The following is a 19,864-nucleotide window of genomic DNA, read 5'->3' on the forward strand; positions in this document are numbered from 1 at the left end:
GCGACGGGCTCGGCGAGACAGAGCGCGAGATTGAGCGCGAGACAGAGCGGATGCAGTGACCGGGATCAGGATGACGGGGGCGCCCCTCGCCGAACGGCTCCACGCCTTTCGGAGCCTCGGGGACAATTGCGAGTTCGGCTTCGTGCAGCGCTACGGGGGGGTCGAGCCCTCCGGCCTGCTGCGCTTCTCCTACACGCCGATGGCGGACCTGATCCGCGGCCTGCGCTGCGGCTTCGCGGATTTCGGCGTGCCGGGCGACCTGCGGCTCTCCGTGAGCGCGGGCGGCACCTACTATTGTCACAGCCTGGCCTACAACATCTGGGCGAATACCGGACATCCGGCCGGCTCGATCGCGCCGGAGGTGCTGCTGGAGCGGGAATACGGCCGGCTGGCCCATCTCAAGCGCAAGATGCTGGACGACCTCGCCGACGGCTCGAAGATCCTGGTGCGCAAGGTCGGCCGCGACGAGCCTGAGGCCGACTTCGCCCGCTTGGCCGAGGCGGTCTGGGCGCATGGGCCCTCGACGCTGCTGCGCGTGACCGAGGCCGGGCCGGACTGGGCTCCCGAGCCGGCCCGGCGCGTCGCCGACCGCCTGATCGCGGGACGGGTCCGCCGCTTCGCGCCGGCGGAGCAGGCCTGGGAGGTCGACCTCGAACCCTGGATGCACCTCGTGGACAGCACCTACGCGCTGGAGCGCGGCGCGGCGCCGAGCCGCCTCGACGCCGCCGCCTTCCCGGAGGCGCTGCCGCTGCCGGGCCGCCTGCGCCGGCATGTCGGCCGGCACCGGGCAAGGGCGCTCAGCGCCTACACCCGGGCGGTGGATCCCGCCGGCTTTCGCGCCGATGCGGTCCACGTGTTCTCGAGCTGGGTGTGGATTCCGGAGGAGTTTGCCGGGGACCGCATCTTCGCGGCGGCCGGCTATGCGCGGCTGGGCTGGCGCGACGCCGACCTGTCGCGGCGGCGGTGCTGGCAGCGCGTCTGGGCCGCGGGTCGGCTGCGGCCCGACGCGACGCGGGAGCCCGTCGGGCTCGGGATGATCGGCACGTGGCGGGACGGATTCTGGTCCGCCGGGGCGCGCTTCGCCGAGGGGCCGATCCCCGGGGATGAGCCCGCGCCGGACCTGCGGATGCCGCCGTTCCGGTTTCCGGGCCAGGATCTCCTCGGACGGCTGCGGCCGCGGTTCCGATAGACCGCCGGGCCCACCGGATCCGGGCTCAGCTTTCGCTTCCCAGAGCGCGGAGGAGTGTGCCGAGGTGGCGTCGTCGGTCCAGCCTCCGGCCCGATGCGCGTGGCCGCCGGGGCGGAGGCCGAGCCCTGGATGCGGGCGGCGTGACGGACCTTGAAGGAGGGCGGGGATCGGAGACGATCGGGCCGCCCGCGCAGGGAGCCGGTCCCGGGATACCGGTTCGATTCCGGCCGATCCGATACGGCTGCACCATTGCCCGGGCGCGCCCCGCCCGTAAATCGCGCTCCCTCGCACAGAACGGGAGATTCCGGATGCGCAGCAGATCGATGATGACCCTGGGCGGCAGCGTCCTCGCCCTCGCCCTCGCCGGCCCGGCCTGCGCCGACGACACCCCGACCACGGCGGGTGCGGTCGATCGGCTCAAGGGCCTGACCAACGAGGCGATCGGAAGCGCGAAGCGCGGGGTCGGCAACCTGACGGAGGACGAGGCCCTCAAGGCGGAGGGCCGTGCGCAGAAGCTCCGTGGACAGGCCGAGCAGGGGCGGGGCAGGGCCAAGGACGTCCGCGAGAACGCCCTCGACCAATAGGGATGCGGCGGGCCCCGGCCGCGCCGGGCGGCCGGGGCCCGCTCCCGTCGGGGCAGAAGCGGGAGGAGCCTACGGGCAGGGATGGCGCAGGCCGTCATAGCCCAGGTAGGTCCCGGAGGCCGGGTCGTAGGAGGCGTAGCGGGCGGCGCAGGACGCCGAGCCGCGCACGACGACCGGGGCGGCGTAGACGGGTGCGGGCGCCCCGTAGACGGCCACGGGCCGCGCCGCGGCGTTGGCCGCCGCCGAGCCGATCACCGCGCCGGCGGTGAAGCCGAGCAGGCCGGCCCCCACGGCCGCCCCCACGCCGGGACCGCGGCGGTCGCCGTAACCCCAGCGGCCGTACCCGCCGCGGTGCCAGCCTCCCCAACCGGCATGGTGCCAGCCGCCACGGAACTGAGCGTACGCGGTGGGAAGGGCGCCGGCCCGGAGGGCCTCAACCGCCTGTCCGGATGCGGCCTGAACGGGGGCAGCGAGACCCGCCAGCACGGCCAGAGTGGCGACGCCGGTCACGATCCTCATCGGTTCTCTCCATTCTCCAGAGGGGTGGAAATGCCCGCATCAGGCATTCACGAAGCCCAGTAACAATGGATCCGCAGGACCGTTCCAGTCGTGAGAAAGATCATTTTTGTCGCACCGGACGGGTCTAAAACAATCCGATACGAACAAGAGCGACGCGGGCGCGGCGTCTGGCCTCCCTCATCGCTGCCGTTGGCGTTCGGTGCGGGGATCCGCATCAGCCTCGTCTTTCGGCACGGCGCAGCTGGCCATCGCCCGGGGGCGCGAATACAGGAGCCGGCATCGGGCTGCTTGGACTAGCGCACCTCGGGCGATCCCGTCGACGGCATGGCACCGCACGGCACCGCGGGCGCCCGCGGCGATGCGGCGGACAATCGTGCCGCGGGGAGGGGGCCCGAACAGCCCTCCCCGGGTGATCGCCCGGCCCGTCCCGCTGGCCGGTGCGCGGCCTCGGTGCGGCTCTGAAGCCGGACCGGTCAGGCCTCAGGGCGGTCGTCAGACGCACGGAACGCAGGGGCCGGTGCGCGACGGTGGCCGGAACTGGCACCCGCCGCGGGCACCGTTTCTCAAATGTTCCGCAAAATTCCGCTTTTTGTTCCACGGCCCGCCTGGGACCGGTCCTCGCTCTGGTGAAATACATAGTTCGCATAAGATATATTATGGAACATAAACGTCATCCTCGCTCGGGCGAGGGGGCTTGGCTCGGCTTCCGACCCGGTTTGGCACTCAGGTTCGGCGTGTCGAGCGGACCGGTTCGTAACCGGGATCCTGGCCGGCTCTGTGGCCGGCGCCGGCGGCGCGACCGGGACCGGTGTCGGGACGGCGCGCCGGGCGAGGGCCGTTCGAGCGCCCTCCCCGGTCCCGCCCCTCGGACGGCCTCCGGACCCGTCGGGGCCGTTGCGGCGCGCCGATGGCGGCGAAGCGATCATCCGGAGACGGCGTCAGCCGGCGGGACCGGGCGTCCGGCGCTCGCCCAGGATCCGGCCTTCGCGGGTGCGACACTCGATCTGCTCCGATACGCGGCCCGGTCGGACACGGACGGCGGCCGGCCGCGCCAGGCTCCCGGCGCCCTCCAGGAAGCCCGCGGCGGTCATCGGCGCGTCGCGCCCGCCGCCGAGACCCCGCCACCAGGACACCGCCTTCTCCCGCTCGTAGCCGCTGCGCTCCGGCCGCAGGCGCACGCGCCAGCCGGCCTCGGCGGCGCCGTCCCGCCAGCCGAGCACGAGGTCGAGTCCGTCCGGCGCGGCTTCCAGGTTCAGGGTCGTGACCGGATGCCAGGCGGCCCCGGACCCGCCGGTCTCCGGCGCGGGGGCAGGGCCGGCCGGTTCGGGATCCGGCAATCCGGGATCCGCCGAGAGGATCGCCAGCTCGTCATCGGCCGCGGCCTCGTGCGGGGCCTCGGCGTCCGCGTCCACCTCCGGCTCGGTCCAGCAGGCCTCGCAGGTGGAGGCGTTCAGCGCGATCAGGGCGCCGCAGCCGGGGCAGGGCTTGGCGCGCGGGGCCCCTGCCCCGCTCAGGCCCTGGGTGGCGCTCCGGACCGTCACGGCGTCCACGGGACCGTGCATCCGCACCAGCCCGGCATAATCGAGGATCAGCGCGTCGGCCTTGCCGGGGGCGCAGCGCAGCGCCCGGCCGACCTGCTGCACGTAGAGCCCGGTGCTGCGGGTCGGGCGCAGCAGCGCCACCAGATCGACCTCGGGGACGTTGAAGCCGGTGCCGAGCACGCCCACCGAGGTCAGGCAGCGGATCTGCCCGGCCCGGAACGCCGCCACGATCCGGTCGCGCTCCCGGCGCGGGGTCTCGCCCGAGACGCTCTCGCAGGCATACCCTTCCGCCCGTACGGCGTCGCGGACGGCGTCCGCATGGGCGAGGCCGGCGCAGAAGGCGAGCCAGGCCCGGCGGGAACCTCCGTATTCCGCGAGTTCGGCGACCGCCGCGCGGGTGATCCAGTCGCGGTTGACCGCCGCCTCCAGCTCGCCCGGGATGTAGTCGCCTCCCCGCCGGCCGACGCCGGAGACGTCGAGCTGGGTCAGCGTCGCCTTGGAGACGAGGGGCGCCAGGAAGCCGCGCCGGATCAGCGTGAACGTGTCGGCCTCGTAGGCGATGCCGGAGAACAGCCGGTGCTCGCCCGCGTCGAGGCGGCCCGAATCGAGCCGGTAGGGGGTCGCGGTGAAGCCCGCCACCCGCAGCCCGGGGGTCATCGCCCGCAGGCCCGCCAGGAACCGGCCGTAGCGGGTGTCGGCGGCGCGGGGGATCAGGTGGGCCTCGTCGACGATCACGAGGTCGCGGGGCCCCACCGCGTCGAGCCGGTCGGCCACCGACTGGATGCCGCAGACCAGCACCTGCGCGTCGGCCTCCCGCCGCCCGAGCCCGGCGGAGAAGATCCCGGCCGGCGCCTCCGGCCAGGCGCGGCTCAGTTCCGAGAAATTCTGGGCGACGAGTTCGCGGCTGTGGGTGACGATCGCCACCCGGGCGAGGGGGTCTTGCTCCAGGGTCTCCCGGGCGAGGGCCGCGATGACCAGCGCCTTGCCGGCCCCGGTGGGCAGCACGATCAGGTGGCCGGGCGCCGCGTCGTCCGCCCCTCCCCGCGCCCAGGCGGCCGAGAGCGCGTCGAGGCTGGCGCGCTGATAGTCCCGCAGGCGCAGCATGGCGGCGGTCTAAGCGGGTTTGCCGGTCCTGTCCGTGGCGGCGCGGTCACGGCGCAGCAGGTAGATGTCCATGATCCAGCCGTGGCGGTCCCGGGCCTCCGCCCGGACCCGGCGGATCGCGTCGCCCGTATCGCCCAGCCGGCCGGAGAGCAGGATCTCGTCCGGGCCGCCGAGATAGGCGCCCCAGTAGATCGTCAGGTCCGGGTCGAGATGGCCGAAGGCCGGGTCGCCGTCGAGCATCACCACGACGCTCTCGGCGTCCGCCGGCCAGCCCGCCGCGAGGCGGCGGCCCGTGGTGATCAGCACCGACCCGCCGATGCCGTTCAGCGGCACGCCGTGACGGGCGGCGAGCACCTGCACGCTCGTCAGGCCGGGGATCACCGTCCGGGTGACGGCGACGCGCCCGCGGTCGGCGATGCGGTCGAGGATGCGGAGCACGCTGTCGTAGAGGGCCGGGTCCCCCCAGGCCAGGATCGCCCCCACCTCCCCCGGCCGGAGATGCGCGGCGAAGGCCGCCTCCAGCCGCTCGGCCCGGGCCGCGTGCCAGGCCGCGACGGTGCCGCCGTAATCGGCCGGGCGGCGCTCCCGGGGCGGGTCCTCCACGGTGACGACCCGATGGGGCTTGGCGATATGGGCCGCGCAGATCCGGCGGCGGATCTCGACGAGGTCGGCGGTCTCGGCGCGCTTGTCGAGGACGAACACCGCGTCGACGTCGGCAAGCGCCCGCACCGCCTGGAGGGTCAGGTGCTCGGGGTCGCCCGTGCCGATGCCGATGACCCGGATCTGCCTGTCCTGCATGCCGTCCGTCCTCCGCCGGGGCGGGGGAGGGCCGGCGCCGGCCTCCCCTACAAGCGCGCGTCGGCTTTGGCGAGGATCGCCCGGGCGATGGTCAGGTCCTGCAGGGCGATGCCGGAGGAGTCGAACACGGTGATCGCCTCCGGATCGGTCCGGCCCCCCTCCCCGGTCCGGAGCACGTCGCCGAGGGCCCGCAGGCCGGCGGAAGCCCCCGCGGAGGCGTGCTGGAACTCCCCGATGGTGCGCGACTGCCCCGGCAGGTCGCAGAACAGCTGCGCCCGCTCCAGCAGGGCCGGGGGCAGTTCCTGCTTGCCCTTCGCGTCCGCCCCCATGGCGGCGACATGCGTGCCGGGGCGGACCCAGTCGGCCTCGAACAGCGGCGCGCGGGCCGGCGTCGCCGTGACGATCACGTCGGCGGCCGCGCAGGCCTCCCGGGGCGCGGCCGCCCGCACGGCGATCCCCGAGGCCCCCTGCCCCGCCAGGCGCTCGGCGAAGCCCGCGACCTTGGCGGCGTCCCGGGCGACCACCAGCACCGTCCGGATCGGCAGGATCCGGGCGAGCGCCGCGCACTCGAACTCCGCCTGGTTCCCCGCCCCGAAAACGGCGAGCACCGCCGAATCCGGCCGGGCGAGGACGCTGGCCGCCACCGCGTCGGCGGCGGCGGTCCGGTAGGCATTGACGCGGCCCGCCTCGATCACCGTGTCGACCCGGCCGACATCTTGGTCGAACAGCAGGATCACCGAATTGTGCCGCGGCAGGCCCCGGTCCGGATTGCCCGGCCAGAACGAGCCGACCTTCAGGCCGGCATAGTCGGCCGTCGAGCCCGACTTGATCGAGAACCGGTTGGTCGGCTCCGAGCCGTGCCCGAGCACCGCCGGGAACAGGGTGGTGCCCGGGGCGACCGCGGCGATCAGCGCCTCCCGAGCCGCCTCGAACGCCATGGCGTGGTCGACCAGGGCCGCGGAGTCCTCTTCCGAGATGAAGCGCATGGATTCGAAGACCTCCAGAGTCCGGGTTTCAAAAGGGCGTGCCCTTCGCGGGTGCAGGGCGGCGCCCTGCGGTCGGGGACGCCCGAGCGTCGGGGCGCCGCCCCGACACCCCGCCGAAGGGCTTCAGCCCTTCGGAATCCCCTACAGGGTCATGCCGCGGGCGGTGACCGGCCAGACGGCCTCGACCCGGCCGTTCCGCACGCCCACGTACCAGTCGTAGACGTTGACCGTCGGGTCGCAATGGCCGGGGATCAGCTTCAGGCGCTCGTTGAGCTTGAGCACGTTGCCGGGATCGCTGATCACCCCGTGCTCGTCCGAGCACTTGATGTACGCCACGTCGTCGCGGCCGAACACCACCGGCAGGCCGCTGTCGATGCTCTGCGCCTTCAGGCCGGCATCGCAGATGGCCACATCCGCCTTCGCCTTGCTCATGATCGCCGTGACGATGAACAGGCTGTTCTCGAATTCCGCGATCGGCCGGCCGTCCGCGTCCTTCACCCGCTGGTAGTCCGCGTCCATGAAGACGTAGGAGCCGCATTGCAGCTCGTTGTAGACGCCGCTGCCGCCCTCCAGGGCGAAGCTGCCGGTGCCGGCCCCCGCGACGATATCGCAGGCGAGCCCCTCGGCCTTCAGAAGGTCGACGGTGCGCCTGGTCTCGTCGATCGCCGTCTGGATCAGGGCCTTGCGCTCGCCGTAGTCGCGCACGTGCTGCGCCTTGCCCTGATAGGCCTGCAGACCCGCGAAGCGCAGGCCCGGCGCCTTCGCGATCGCCCTGGCGATCACCAAGGCGGGCTCGCCCGGGGCGACGCCGCAGCGGCCGGCGCCGACATCGATCTCCACGAGGCATTCGAGGGTGACGCCATACTGGACGGCCGCCGCCGAGAGGTCGTCGACATTGCCGAGGTCGTCGACGCAGACCAGCACCCGCGCCCGTTTGGCGAGCGCCGCCAAGCGCTCGATCTTCTTCGGCGCCACCACCTGGTTGGAGACCAGCACGTCGCGGATGCCGGCGCTCACCAGCGCCTCGGCCTCGCTGACCTTCTGGCAGCAGACGCCGCAGGCCCCGCCCCGCTCGATCTGTACAGTCGCGATGTCGGAGGATTTGTGCGTCTTGGCGTGGGCCCGGTGGCGCAGGCCGTGCTCCTTCATGAAGCGGCCGAGCGTGTCGACGTTGCGCTCGAAGGCGTCGAGATCGACCATCAGGCAGGGGGTGTCGATCTCCTCGACCGGCATGCCGACGCAGGCGGGAATGTTGTTGCGCATGGTCCGTCTCCTCCGGATCGGGGTGTCTTGATCGGGATGTCTTGGTCAGCAGGCCTGGGTCACGGGGCGAGGCCCAGAAGCTCGGCGATGCGCGGCGTCGCCTTGATGCCCGTGCCGGTGAGCACCACCACGGAGGTCTCCCCGGGCCGGATCGCGCCGCTTGCGGTGAGGTCGGAGAGCGCCGCCGCCGCCATGGCGCAGGTCGGCTCGACGTAGAGGCCGGTGCGGGCGAGCTCCATCAGGGCCGCCTCGATGGCCGCCTCGGAGACCGCCACGGTGCCGCCGCCGGACCGGCGGAGCGCCGCCAAGACCTCGCGGCCGCGCACCGGCTGGGCGATCGAGGCGCCCTCGGCCAGCGTCGGGCGCGGGGTCACCGGCACGAAATCGTCGGCGCCCGCCGCGAACCCGGCATGGAGCGGCGCGCAATGGGCCGGCTGGACCGCGTAGAGCCGCGGCAGGCGGGCGATCTCCCCCCGGCGCAGCAGCTCCGAGAAGCCGATGTCGCAGCCGAGGATGTTGCTGCCCGCGCCGCAGGGGATGATGACGGCGTCGGGCGCGGAGAAGCCCAGATCCTCCCACAGCTCGTAGGCCAGCGTCTTGGTGCCCTGGAGGAAATGGGCCTGCCAGTTGTGGCTGGCGTAGAAGATCTCCTCCGCCTGCCGCACGGCGGCGTCGGCGGTGTCCTGGCGGGTGCCGGGCACCAGCTCGACCGCGGCGCCGGCGGCGCGCATCTGCACGGTCTTGGCCGGCGAGGTCGAGGCCGGGACCAGGATCTTGGCCCGCATCCCGGCGGCGGCCGCGTAGGTCGCCACCGCGGCGCCGCCGTTGCCGGAGGAATCCTCCAGCACCGCGGCGATCCCCTGCTGGCGCAGGATCGACAGCATCACGGACGCGCCCCGGTCCTTGAAGCTGCCCGAGGGCGCGAACCATTCGAGCTTGAAATGGGCGTGGCCGCCCCGCCAGGGCCGGTGCACCAGCGGGGTGCAGCCCTCCCCGAGGGAGACCGGGTCGGAGACCGCCACCGGCAGGGCGGCGGCGTAGCGCCAGAGGGAGCGCTTGGCCGTGTCGATCTCCCCGCGTCCGATCCCCGGCAGGTCCGTGATCATCAGCGGACCGCCCGTCTCCGAGCGCCAGCGGGGCGTCTCGATCGGGTAGGTCGCGCCGGTGGCGGGGTCGAGATAGGCGGCAGATGGAGGCATCGCGGCTCGGTTTCCGGGGCGGTTCGGGAAGATAATACAAAATAATCTTGGTCGGCGCGCCTCCCTTCTCGCGGAGACGACGCCGGGCCGAGGCGGGCGGGGCCCGCCTCGTCAGGGCTCCGCCCCGACAACCCGCCAAAGGGCTTCAAGCCCTTTGGAAACCCGGGCCTCTCAGGCCGCGAGCGGCAGGATCGTCCGCTCCGGGGCGTGCTCGGCGGCGATCGCCCCGGCGACGATCTCGGCGGTGGCCCCCGAGAGGGTCCAGCCGAGATGGCCGTGGCCGGTGTTGTAGAAGACCCCGGGCCGGCGGCCGCGACCGACCTTGGGCAGCATGTTCGGCAGCATCGGGCGCAGGCCGCTCCAGGCCACCACCCGGTCGGTGTCGACCAGCGGGAACTGCTCGCGGGTCCAGTCGACCAGCGGCTGGATCCGGTCGTGGCGGATGTCGCGGTTGAAGCCGTTGAACTCGGCGGTGCCGGCGACCCGCAGGCGCTCGTCGCCGAGCCGGCTCGTCACGATCTTGGCCGCCTCGTCGAGGATGCTCACCTCGGGGGCCGCCTTCTGGGCCTCCGGAGTCAGCAGGTTCACGGTGATCGAGTAGCCCTTGACCGGGTAGACGTTGACCCGGTCGCCGAGCATCGCGGCGAAATGCCGGCTGGCGCAGCCCGCACAGATCACCACCGCGTCGGCCTGCAGGACCTGCGTGTCCCCGGCAGGATGGCCCGCAGCGCGCCAGCCGATGTCATAGCCCCCCTCCCCCGGCGCGATCGTCTCGACGCTGGCGTCCTGGACGAAGCGGACGCCCCTGCGGGCGCAGGCGGAGGCGAGCCCCCGGGTGAACTTGTGGATGTCGCCGGTGGCGTCGGAGGGCGTGAAGAAGCCCCCGTGATAGGTCCCGGCCAGCGTCGGCTCGATCGCCCGGATCTCCTCCGGAGTCACGGCGTAGCGCTCGAGGCCGCCCTCCCGCAGCAGGGCGTTGACTCCGGTCGCCTTCTCGAAGCTCGCCCGGTCCCGGTAGAAATGCAGGATGCCGCGGGTCTTCAGGTCGAAGTCGATCCCCTCGGCCTCGGCCATGGCGAACAGCGCCTCCCGGGCCTTCAGGGCCAGCCGCACGGTCTCCACGGTGTTCTCGCGGTAATGGGCGATCTCGCGGACGAACGCGGCCATCCAGGACAGCTTGTGCCAGGAAGGCTTGGGATTCATCAGCAGCGGCGCGTCCCGGCGCATCATCCAGCGCAGGCCCTGCATCACGGTGGAGAGCTTGTTCCAGACCTCGGCGTTGCAGGCCGAGAGCTGGCCGCCATTGGCGAAGGAGGTCTCCATGGCGGCGTAGCGCTGCCGGTCGAGGACGGTGACGCGGTAGCCGCGCTGGGCGAGCGCATAGGCGGTCGTCACGCCGGTGATGCCGGCGCCGATCACGGCGATGTGGGTCATGGGCTTGGACTCCGGGACGTGGACGCGTGGAGGCCGCCTCAAGCGGTCGGCCGGTTGCGCGCCCCATCTGTCCCGGTGCCTGAGAGCTTGATCCGTCCCGCCCTGGCGCGGCGAAGTACGGACGTCCCCTTCGGCGGGTGCCCACGGGTTCCCCCGCTGCACCTCTCTCCAGATCGCCCTGACGACACGGTTCCGGTGCCTGAGAGTTTCCGGGGCGGTTGCTCCGTCGGCGCCGGGTCCCCTCTGCTGGGAAGATCCCGGTCTCTCCCGCATCGTCACGATGGGCTGTCCCTGGATACGCCGATCGGCCGCAGGGGAGAAGCCCGCCCGTCCCGCCGGCGGCCGATTTCACCGACAGCCGCTGCGCGTTGTCACCGCCACCCACGCTCTCCGCCGGAGCGATCCCGGCCGCCGCCGGTTGACGCTGGATTCTCCGGGAGACACCCCGATGCTGACCAGGACCGCGATCTACGAGGGCAGGGTGCGCGACGCCCGGGAAGAGGAATTCTTCCGCCGGGTCCGGGACGAGCTGGAGCCGTTCTGGCGGCGATTCCCGGGCGTCACCGCCGTGCGGATCCAGCGCGTGGTCTCGAAGGACGCCGACGCGCGGCCGATCGCCATGATCCTGGAGATGGACTTCCCCGATCAGGCGGCGCTGGATGCCTGCCTCGCCTCTCCGATCCGCCCGGAATCGCACGCCGCCACCGAGGCGGTGATGGAGATGTTCGACGGCCGCTTCTACCATCTGGTCAGCACCGGGCGCACCATGTCGCTGGTGGATTAGGACCCGGCCTCGGAAGGTCAATCTCCGCTCGAACGCAACGGCAAGTTTACCGCATATAAACCTATACTGACATATTATAATAGCCTGAAGATAAAATATCAGGCCTGAACATCAGTTGATCCAGCACTCTTTAAGGGTCTCGGCGCAGGTTCCGCCCGAGCGACACCCTTCTTGTTCAGGCGGACGGCGCGATGGCGAAATGGATTCCTGGCGCGGCCGTCTTCGGCCTCCTGTGCCTGATGATCATCCCGGCTCCCGGGATCTGGGGCGTCCTGATCGGGGCTGCCTGCGTGCTGGCCATCGTCGGCAGCCTGTGCATGCTCGCCCTCGATCGGGTGGCGAGCGCCATCCTCGTCTGGCGCTCGCGGATGCGGGCGCGACGCCCGAGCCCGAGCCGGAGCCGGAGCCGGGTGGTCCATGCCGGCTCCAGGATGACCCGGAAGGTCTGAGCCTCCGGCGGGGCGCCGGGGGCTGGATTCCCCGCGGCATCGGTGCAAGGTCCCGGCGCCGCGACCACGGCGCCTAAGACCAACCGGGACGGTCCGATGAAGCTCCTCTACTCCCCCGCCTCGCCCTATGCCCGCAAGGTGCTGGTCCTCGCCCACGAGACGGGACTGATCGACCGGATCGCCGTCACCGTCGCCGGGGCCTCGCCGACCGGGCCCTCCGCGGAGGTCGCCGCCCACAATCCGCTGGGCAAGATTCCCGCCCTGGTCCTGGAGGACGGCACCGCCCTCTACGACAGCCGGGTGATCTGCGAGTATCTCGACGGCCTCTCGTCCGGGCCGCGCCTGTTCCCCGAAGGCGCCGCCCGCTGGGACGCGCTGACCCGGCAGGCGCTGGCCGACGGGCTGCTCGATGCCGCGCTGCTCGCCCGCTACGAGCGCGTGCTCCGCCCCGAGCCCCAGCGCTGGGACGCCTGGGAGGCCGGCCAGATCGGCAAGATCCGCGCGGCGCTGGACCGGTTCGAGAGCCTGGTCGGCGGGATGCCGGCACTGGATATCGGCACGGTCGCGATGGCCTGCGGGCTCGGCTACCTGGACCTGCGCTTTCCCGATCTCGCGTGGCGGGAGGGCCGTCCGGCGGTCGCGGCCTGGTACGCGCAGTTCGAGCGCCGGCCCTCCATGGCGGCCACCGTGCCGAAGGGCTGAGCTCCCGCTGCGCCGGGCCCCGCTACGGCCGGGCCCGGTCCGCGATCGCGTAGGGATGGGTCGAGCCGAGGGGATCGGCGAGGAAGTCCTGGACCGTCCCGGCGCCCGTGCCGAAGGTGATGAGCAGGAAGCCGCCCGCCAGGGCGAAGTTCTTTAAAAAATCCCAGAACAGCGCGCGGCCCTTGCCCCCCGCCCAGAAATCCCCCGGCACCCAGAACTGCTTCCACAGCAGCGCCGTCACCCCGCAATAGCCGGCGAGCACGAAGGCGGCGGCCCGGTCGGCGACCCCGGTCAGGATGCAGAGCGACATCCCGATCTCGACGCCGAGCCCGATCAGGATCAGCACCGTTGCGGGCGCCGTGGCATGCACGGCCTCCCGCGCCTGCCCGACCGCGCCCCGGAAGTTCAGGATCTTGTCGAGGGCGCTGAACGGCAGGAACAGCAGCACGAGGAGCAGGCGGACGCTGAACGCGATTGCGACGCTGAGGCTGGCCATGCGCTGAACGGTCTCCCGATCCGGCCCGGTTCGGGCCGCCGATCCAAGGCGCTGATCCAAGCCGCGAGCGGCGCAAAGGTTTCGCGCGGCCCCGCCGGCCGCGTGCAGATCCTGCCCCCCGAAGCGCCCCGTGCGGGCCGGCTCCGGCGGTGCGCAGCGCGTCTTCGATCACGGGCGGCATCCCGGCAACGTAGACTCGGACGCCTCAGCCGAGACCGGCCTGCGCCGCGCCCACCTCGTCGAGGCGACGGCGCCCGGCACTCTCGAGAACGCCGTTCAGATCCGCCCGTGGCACGCCGACGTGCTTCGGCTCGGCGGCCCCAACATACACCTCGCGCGCCACAACTTCGTCCTGCCGCTGGTGTGCCGCCTGGTGCATCCCGGCTCCGGAAGCTCGGATGTCGGCCAGGGCGGGACGTCGAGAGCCGAGAGCGAAGCCGAGTCCCGGCGGCTGGTCGACCGCTTCGGCCGCATCCCCTGGTGAGGTCGCGCCGCGCGGCGGACGCCCTGCGGGCCGGAAGCGCGCTCGACCGGCGCGGATGTTGGTTCAGACTGGGAGCGCCCCTCGGGACGATGACGCGGAGCCGGTCGTGCAGGTGCGGATCAGCCGCCGCACGAAGCCCGCGCACGCCTCAAGTTCGTCCCGGGTGACGTACTCGTCGGCCCGGTGGGCCCGGGCGATGGAGCCCGGTCCGATCACCACGGCGGGCACGCCGCCGAGCCGCTCGAACAGCCCACCCTCCGTGCCGTACGAAACCTTGGCGTGGCCGTTGCGGCCCGCGAGGCGCTTGGCCAGGGTCACGATCTCGGCCTCCGGATCGGTGTCGAGGCCCGGATAATCGATCAGCGGCTCGACATCGACGCCGCAGGCCGGATCGCCGGCCCGCATCAGCGGCGCCAGCGTCCCGGTGGCGTACCCGATCGCCGCGGCCGCCAGCGCCGCGGCATCGTCCGCGCCGATGGCCCGGTACTCGAACGCGACGCTGCAGGTGTCGGGCACGATGTTGAGCGCCGTGCCGCCCCGGACCACGCTCGACAGGCCGGTGGTGTGGGGCACGTCGTAGAGCGGGTCGCGGGCCCCGTCCCGGGCGATGGCCTCCGCGGACAGGCGGACATGCTCGATGAAGCGGGCGGCGTATTCCACCGCGTTGACACCCTGGGGCGCCAGGGCCGAGTGGCTGGCCCTGCCCCGGAAGGTGAGGCGGGCCGCCGACTTGCCCTTGTGGCCGACCACCACATCCATCCCGGTGGGCTCGCCCACGAAACAGCCGAGCGGCCGCGGCACGCGCTCGAGCATCCGGGCGATCAGCGGGCGCACGCCGAGGCACCCCACCTCCTCGTCGTACGAGATCGCGAGGTGGATCGGGGTGGCGAGATCCGCCGCGACCATTTCGGGCAGGAGCGCGAGGCAGACCGCGAGGAACCCCTTCATGTCGGAGGTGCCGCGCCCGTAGAGCCGCCCCCCCGCCTCCCGCAGGGCGAACGGGTCCGACGACCAGGGCTGGCCCTCGGCCGGCACCACGTCGCTGTGGCCGGAGAGCACGTAGCCGGGGCGGGTCTCGAACGGCCCGACGCTGACCAGCAGCGCCGCCTTCCGGCCGGTCGGATCCGGCACCCGCTCCACCGCGGCGCCGTGGCCCCGGCAATAGGCCTCGGCCCAGTCGATCAGCGGCAGGTTCGAGCGGTCGCTCACCGTGTCGAAGGCGACGAGCGTCCCGAGCAGCGCCACCGGATCGGGCGGGCCGGAGGGCGGCAGGACGGTCTGTGCGGGCTCTGTCATGGATGGCGTCCTGCAACCGCGCGCGAATCGGCCCGGATGGGGCGCCCGGATTCCTACGGGGTTTTCGGCGCTTCGGGGATCCCGGGCAACGCCCGGACCGCCCGACCGGTCCCGGGAACCGGTGCGGCACCCGAGCGTCGCTCTCGGGGGTGGCCGCCGGAGACCGCCCCTGGGAGCCCGAACCATGCGTCGCCGTCCCGCTCCGATCCGCGCCGCCCCGATCCTCGCGACCCTGTTGCCGGCGGCCCTGCTGCTGGCCGCCCCGGCCGAGGCCCGGCCACAGGCCGGGACGCCGCGCCATCGCGTCGCGTCCGACATCGACCGGACCCTCGCCCGAAGGGCGGCGCGGGACCGGCCGGACTGGCGGGTCTGGCAGCGGCCGCTCGTCCCGGCCTTCGCTCCGGCGACGCGCGAGCGGGTCGCGGCCCCGCCCTTCACGGGCTGGGGCTACGGCGGCACCCTCCCGGGGGCCTGGCCCGGCTTCTGATCCGCCTCGACCCGGGCCCGACCGCCTGCCATGGTGCGGGCGACCGAAGGCCTGAGACGGACGCGATGGTGCTGGAGTTCCGCCTGGACGATCCGACCCCCGCGGATCCGCGCCGCCGCTGGAACGCCCTCGCGCAGGAGGCGCGGGACGCCTGCTACGACAACACCCGCGCGGTGGCCGACAGCGCCGCCCAGGTGGCCGCCCGGAATGCCGCCTCGGCCGCCTACCGGGCCGCGCATCCGGCGGGCCTCGACGTGCCCTACGGCCCGGGCCCCCGCAACGCCCTCGACCTCTACCCGGCCCGGGACGGGGCGGCGCCCTGCCTGGTCTTCATCCATGGCGGCTACTGGCAGCGCGGCGCGCGGGAGCTGTTCGCCTGCTTCGCGCAGGGCCCGAACGCCGCCGGCTGGTCGGTGGCGATGGTCGGCTACACCCTGGCGCCGGAGGCGAGCCTCACCCGGATCGTGGCGGAGATCGGCGCGGCCCTCGACTGGCTCGCCGCCCACGGGGCCGCGCACGGGATCCGCGGCCCCCTGATCCTGTCGGGCTGGTCGGCCGGCGGGCTGCTCACCGCATTGCATCTGGGCCATCCGGCGGTGGCGGCGGGGCTGGCCATCTCCGGCGTCTACGACCTCGCGCCGATCCGCCAGACCGAGCTGGACGCCAAGCTGAGCCTCACCGACGCGGAGGTCGAGACCCTGTCCCCCCTGCGCCGTCCGGCGGTGGCGAAGCCGCTCTGCATCGCCTACGGCTCGCGCGAACTGCCGGCGCTGATCCACGACGCCCGCAACCTGCACGCCCTGCGGGCGGCGGCCCACGCCCCGGGGGCCCTGCTGCCGGTGCCCGATGCCGAGCACTTCTCGGTGCTCGACGCCCTGCGCCGGCCGGGCGGGATCCTGGTCCGGGCGGCCCATGCCCTCCTCGAGGGCTGACGATCCGGGCAATGGGACGATTCCGGGCGTATTTACAACTCCCGATAGAAATTTCGCATCGCCGGAGACCGCTCCCGTCTTGCTGAGGCCCGCGGCGCGTGCTGAGACGGGGGTGCGGGCGCGATCTCCCTCCTCCGGGAGCCGGCCGGATCCGAGGGAGATCGGATGCAAGCGGTCGCGCGATCGGAAACCCCTGCGGCGGCGGCCCGCGCCGATCCCGCGGACCGGGCCGACCGCCGCCGCCGCGGATGGGGCACGCCGCGGCTGCGCGTCGTCCTGGCTTTGGGCTTCGGCACCCTCGGCTTCCTGGCGACCCTGGCGCTCGCCGCCCTTGTGAGCCGGGAGGCGACCCGACGGCTCGAGGCGGAGGTCGGCGGCCAGCTCGCCGAGATCGCCGGCCAGATGGCCCGGAACCTCGATATCGGGATGTTCGAGCGCTGGCGCGACATCCAGATCGCCGCCGCCTCGGACAGCCTGCGCGATCCCGGAACCGCGACGGCGGCCAAGCGCGCCGTGATGGAGCGGCTCCAGGCGACCTACCCGGCCTATTCGATCATCGGGCTGGTCGACGCCGACGGGCGCGTATCCGCGACCAGCACGGGCGCCCTGGAGGGCGCGGACGTCTCCGGCCGGGACTATTTCCGCCGCGGCCTCGAGGGGCCCTATGTCGGGGACGTGCATCCGGCCAAGCTCCTCCAGAGTCTGATGCCCCCGGTCGACACCGGTGCGCGCGGGGCGGCGCGGGAGCCGCTGCGCCTCGTCGATGTCGCGGCCCCGGTCCGGTTGCCGGACGGCCGCGTCCTCGGAGTGCTGGCCGCCCATCTCGACTGGACCTGGGCGCGCGACATGGCGCGCATCCTCGAAGGCGCGCTCCGGGGCCATCGCCAGGGGGCCGAGATCCTGATCCTGTCCCGCGACGGCACCGTGCTCCTCGGTCCGCCCGCCCTGCAGGGCGCGGCCCTGCCCCGGGCGGTCCTGACCGGCGACAGATCCCTCGATCCGCAGGGCACGAGCCGGGTCGGGCCCTGGCCCGACGGCGCCGCGGCGTATCTGAGCGCCCACGCGTCCACGACCGGTCACCGGGACTATCCCGGTCTCGGCTGGCAGGTGGTGGTGCGGCAGACGGCCGACCGGGCCCTGACCGCGGTGGCGGCCCTGCGCGGGGACATCCTGGTGGCGGGCAGCGTGGTGGCGCTCGCGGCGGCACTGCTCGCGTGGCTGCTCGCCGGCCTGATCGCCCGCCCGCTGCTGGACCTGGCGGTGGCCGCCGAGACGCTGGGCCGCGACCAGCGGCCGCCGCCGCTGCCCCGCGCCTTCGTGCGCGAAGGCGCGATGATCGCCGACGCCCTGGGCGCGGCGGCGGACGAGCTCGCCCGGCGCGCGGACACCCACCGGCTGCTGATCGATGAACTGAACCATCGGGTGAAGAATACCCTCGCCACCGTGCAGGCGATGGCGGCCCAGAGCCTGAAGAACCTCGGCGGGGACGCCGCGGCCGGGCGCGACGCCTTCGAGGCGCGGCTGCTCGCCCTGTCGCGGGCCCACGACATCCTGACCCGCGAGAGCTGGGCGAGCGCGGACCTGCGCGGCGTCGCGACCCAGGCGATGCGGCCCTTCCTGGGCGCGGAAGTCCCGGGGGGCGCTCGGTCCGGCAGCGATCTGGCGAGCCAGACCTCATCCGGTGCGCTGCCGCCGCGCATCAGCCTGGAAGGTCCCGACCTGCGGCTGCCGCCCGAGGGCGCGCTGGCGCTCACGATGATCCTGCACGAATTGTGCACCAACGCGGTCAAGCATGGCGCCCTGTCGGTTCCGGGCGGTCGCGCGGCGCTGGTCTGGACGGTGGAGGCCGGCCCAGACACCGATACCCTCCGGGTGACATGGTGCGAGTGCGGCGGCCCCCCGGTCGTCCCGCCGACGCGGAAGGGATTCGGCACCCGCCTGCTGGAGCGAGGCTTTGCCGGGAACAGGACCGCCAGCCTCACCTACGAGGCTGCGGGCGTCGTCTACAGGGCGGCCAATCCCCTGCCCGCCCCCGGCCGCGCGGCCGCGCAGCCCACGCCGCGTCTGCAGGCCGGACGGGCCTGATCCCGCTCCGGCCCGATCGGCTTTCCCTCCCGTTCCACCCCGACATCGACCCCGCCTCGCGGCGTCGGGACAGCGGCCGCGCATTCCCTTAGCCCGGCCCCACGGTCCGACAGAGCCCGATCCGGCGCATCGGAACCAGATCCGGCTTTAATCCCGGCGCTGATTTCGTGACGAGACAAAGACGTGCGCAAACACACTCTGTAGTACATTGGTTATGGATTAAAGTCTTCATTGATGTGATGTGCTGAGACGCACATGAGATTTGCAAGAGTTTGACTAGGTTCGACTGACCGGCAGGGATTCGGTGTCCCCGGCCACAAGACGAACGCGCGAGGAAACGCCATGCCCCAGTCACGACACGTCCCGATCCGCGGCACCACCGTCGGCCTCGCCCTGGGCCTCCTGGCCGGACTCCTCGGCGCGCCCCTGGCCGCGCAGGCCGGCGAAGGCGGCGGCGGGAGCCGCCAGGCCGCCGGCGGGGGCCACATGAGTTCCTACGTCAGCGATCCCCATCACGACCCGCGCTCCCTGCACTCGCAGCGCGCCGGGACCGGTCAGCTCCTCGGAGCGCCGATGCTCCACGAGAGGGCCGGCACCACGGTGGCGCGCCGCCGCGCGGTCGATCCCCACTGGGCGTCCGGAACCGTAGAGCCCCGCCGGGCCCGACGCTGAGACCGCCCGCCCGGCTCCGGGACGGCTCGCCTTCCTCCCCCCGGCCTGGCCGGGGGACCTTCACCCCGACCCAAACGCTCGGGCCGCACGACCCGCCCCCCTCGGGACGGGTCGTGCGGCCCGAGCGGTGTGCCCGCCCCGGTTTCTCCCCCGGTTCTCCCAGCGTCAGAGACCCCTTCATGAACAACATCATCCAGGGCATCGCCAGCTTCCAGGGCAACGTCTTTCCCGGACAGCGGCAGATGTACCAGCAGCTCGTGCGCGACGGTCAGCAGCCGAGCGCGCTGATCATCGCCTGCGCGGATTCCCGGGTCTCGCCGGAGCACATCACCCAGGCGGGGCCGGGGGACCTGTTCGTCTGCCGCAACGCCGGCAACATCGTGCCCCCGGCATCCGACGTGGTCGGCGGCGTCTCCTCGGCGATCGAGTATGCCGTGGTGGCGCTGGGCGTGCGCGACATCGTGGTCTGCGGCCATTCCGATTGCGGCGCCATGAAGGGGCTGATGAACCGGGATCTGCTCAAGCGGATGCCCAGCGTCGCGTCCTGGCTGCGCCACGCCGAGGCCGCCGAGCGGATCGTCTGCGAGGCCTATCCCGAGGGGATGGACGCGCAGGCCCGTCACCACGCCCTGGCCCTGGAGAACGTGGTGGTCCAGCTCGCCAACCTGCGCACCCATCCGAGCGTCGCCGCCGCCCTCGCCAAGGGGTCCCTGCGGCTGCACGGTTGGTTCTTCGAGATCGAGACCGGCGCCCTCCTGGCCTATGACGGCGCGAACGGGCGCTTCCGGCCGATCGCCGGGGCCGACATGCCCGTGGCGCAGGATTCCTCCACCGGCAGCCGCCTGCAGGCGGCCTGACCC

At 73.1% G+C, this 19,864-nt stretch carries 20 protein-coding genes and 2 riboswitches; of the genes, 11 read left to right on the forward strand and 9 right to left on the reverse strand.

Annotated features, from left to right (window positions below; genetic code table 11):
• The first annotated feature begins 70 nt into the window (after positions 1-70).
• Positions 71-1,189, forward strand: coding sequence for a hypothetical protein (locus P9K36_RS09090; RefSeq protein WP_083683397.1), 1,119 nt, complete (start codon positions 71-73; stop codon positions 1,187-1,189).
• Between the two features lie 308 nt (positions 1,190-1,497).
• Positions 1,498-1,773 carry a CsbD family protein gene (locus tag P9K36_RS09095; RefSeq protein WP_236961471.1) on the forward strand — a complete coding sequence of 92 codons (276 nt, stop codon included), beginning with the start codon at positions 1,498-1,500 and terminating at the stop codon, positions 1,771-1,773.
• Between the two features lie 69 nt (positions 1,774-1,842).
• Here P9K36_RS09095 and P9K36_RS09100 read toward each other — a convergent pair whose 3' ends face one another.
• The 7 genes from P9K36_RS09100 to P9K36_RS09130 all read right to left on the reverse strand — a co-directional run bounded on the left by P9K36_RS09100 (position 1,843) and on the right by P9K36_RS09130 (position 10,617).
• Entirely contained in the window at positions 1,843-2,292 is a 450-nt protein-coding gene (locus P9K36_RS09100) for a BA14K family protein (RefSeq protein ID WP_075380026.1), read from the reverse strand.
• Between the two features lie 938 nt (positions 2,293-3,230).
• Positions 3,231-4,937: a DEAD/DEAH box helicase gene (locus P9K36_RS09105; RefSeq protein WP_075380027.1), complete on the reverse strand. Its 1,707-nt coding sequence runs from the start codon at positions 4,935-4,937 to the stop codon at positions 3,231-3,233.
• A 9-nt stretch (positions 4,938-4,946) separates the two neighbouring features.
• Positions 4,947-5,735 (reverse strand): precorrin-6A synthase (deacetylating), encoded by a 789-nt coding sequence (gene cobF, locus P9K36_RS09110; protein ID WP_043345401.1) that lies wholly within the window; start codon positions 5,733-5,735, stop codon positions 4,947-4,949.
• A gap of 47 nt (positions 5,736-5,782) precedes the next feature.
• Positions 5,783-6,721, reverse strand: a complete 939-nt coding sequence (locus P9K36_RS09115) for an ornithine cyclodeaminase family protein (protein ID WP_278306920.1) — start codon at positions 6,719-6,721, stop codon at positions 5,783-5,785.
• A gap of 141 nt (positions 6,722-6,862) precedes the next feature.
• On the reverse strand, positions 6,863-7,984 hold the full coding sequence (locus P9K36_RS09120; protein ID WP_075380028.1) for a DSD1 family PLP-dependent enzyme: 1,122 nt from the start codon (positions 7,982-7,984) through the stop codon (positions 6,863-6,865).
• Positions 7,985-8,043: 59 nt separating this feature from the next.
• Positions 8,044-9,183: a threonine synthase gene (locus tag P9K36_RS09125; protein WP_043756705.1), complete on the reverse strand. Its 1,140-nt coding sequence runs from the start codon at positions 9,181-9,183 to the stop codon at positions 8,044-8,046.
• A 171-nt stretch (positions 9,184-9,354) separates the two neighbouring features.
• Complete coding sequence (locus P9K36_RS09130; RefSeq protein WP_043385940.1) at positions 9,355-10,617, reverse strand: D-amino acid dehydrogenase; 1,263 nt, start codon at positions 10,615-10,617, stop codon at positions 9,355-9,357.
• A gap of 65 nt (positions 10,618-10,682) precedes the next feature.
• A riboswitch (glycine riboswitch) is annotated at positions 10,683-10,791 on the reverse strand.
• A gap of 3 nt (positions 10,792-10,794) precedes the next feature.
• A riboswitch (glycine riboswitch) is annotated at positions 10,795-10,897 on the reverse strand.
• Positions 10,898-11,065: 168 nt separating this feature from the next.
• Here P9K36_RS09130 and P9K36_RS09135 point away from each other — a divergent pair.
• From P9K36_RS09135 to P9K36_RS09145, 3 genes are all read left to right on the forward strand, one after another.
• A complete protein-coding gene (locus tag P9K36_RS09135) occupies positions 11,066-11,401 on the forward strand; it encodes a hypothetical protein (RefSeq protein ID WP_043345389.1) in 336 nt (111 codons plus the stop codon).
• 191 nt (positions 11,402-11,592) lie between these two features.
• Positions 11,593-11,850 carry a hypothetical protein gene (locus tag P9K36_RS09140; protein WP_043345387.1) on the forward strand — a complete coding sequence of 86 codons (258 nt, stop codon included), beginning with the start codon at positions 11,593-11,595 and terminating at the stop codon, positions 11,848-11,850.
• Positions 11,851-11,946: 96 nt separating this feature from the next.
• On the forward strand, positions 11,947-12,552 hold the full coding sequence (locus P9K36_RS09145; protein ID WP_043345385.1) for a glutathione S-transferase: 606 nt from the start codon (positions 11,947-11,949) through the stop codon (positions 12,550-12,552).
• A gap of 22 nt (positions 12,553-12,574) precedes the next feature.
• Here P9K36_RS09145 and P9K36_RS09150 read toward each other — a convergent pair whose 3' ends face one another.
• Positions 12,575-13,048, reverse strand: coding sequence for a DoxX family membrane protein (locus tag P9K36_RS09150; protein ID WP_043345382.1), 474 nt, complete (start codon positions 13,046-13,048; stop codon positions 12,575-12,577).
• 130 nt (positions 13,049-13,178) lie between these two features.
• On the opposite strand from P9K36_RS09150, the gene P9K36_RS09155 reads away from it, so the two are divergent.
• Complete coding sequence (locus P9K36_RS09155) at positions 13,179-13,532, forward strand: hypothetical protein (protein WP_236961469.1); 354 nt, start codon at positions 13,179-13,181, stop codon at positions 13,530-13,532.
• Positions 13,533-13,595: 63 nt separating this feature from the next.
• Here the strand turns inward: P9K36_RS09155 and argE are convergent, their stop codons facing one another.
• On the reverse strand, positions 13,596-14,828 hold the full coding sequence (argE, locus tag P9K36_RS09160; protein ID WP_043385931.1) for an acetylornithine deacetylase: 1,233 nt from the start codon (positions 14,826-14,828) through the stop codon (positions 13,596-13,598).
• Between the two features lie 184 nt (positions 14,829-15,012).
• On the opposite strand from argE, the gene P9K36_RS09165 reads away from it, so the two are divergent.
• From P9K36_RS09165 to P9K36_RS09185, 5 genes are all read left to right on the forward strand, one after another.
• A complete protein-coding gene (locus tag P9K36_RS09165) occupies positions 15,013-15,315 on the forward strand; it encodes a hypothetical protein (RefSeq protein ID WP_053610475.1) in 303 nt (100 codons plus the stop codon).
• A 65-nt stretch (positions 15,316-15,380) separates the two neighbouring features.
• Positions 15,381-16,247, forward strand: a complete 867-nt coding sequence (locus P9K36_RS09170) for an alpha/beta hydrolase (RefSeq protein WP_043385924.1) — start codon at positions 15,381-15,383, stop codon at positions 16,245-16,247.
• A 165-nt stretch (positions 16,248-16,412) separates the two neighbouring features.
• A complete protein-coding gene (locus P9K36_RS09175) occupies positions 16,413-18,332 on the forward strand; it encodes a sensor histidine kinase (RefSeq protein WP_111474027.1) in 1,920 nt (639 codons plus the stop codon).
• Positions 18,333-18,674: 342 nt separating this feature from the next.
• Positions 18,675-19,004, forward strand: coding sequence for a hypothetical protein (locus P9K36_RS09180; protein ID WP_051044734.1), 330 nt, complete (start codon positions 18,675-18,677; stop codon positions 19,002-19,004).
• 179 nt (positions 19,005-19,183) lie between these two features.
• Complete coding sequence (locus tag P9K36_RS09185) at positions 19,184-19,861, forward strand: carbonic anhydrase (RefSeq protein ID WP_043385918.1); 678 nt, start codon at positions 19,184-19,186, stop codon at positions 19,859-19,861.
• The last annotated feature ends 3 nt before the right edge of the window (positions 19,862-19,864 follow it).

The organism is Methylobacterium sp. 391_Methyba4 (genome assembly GCF_029691625.1).
Taxonomy (GTDB): Bacteria; Pseudomonadota; Alphaproteobacteria; order Rhizobiales; family Beijerinckiaceae; genus Methylobacterium; species Methylobacterium fujisawaense.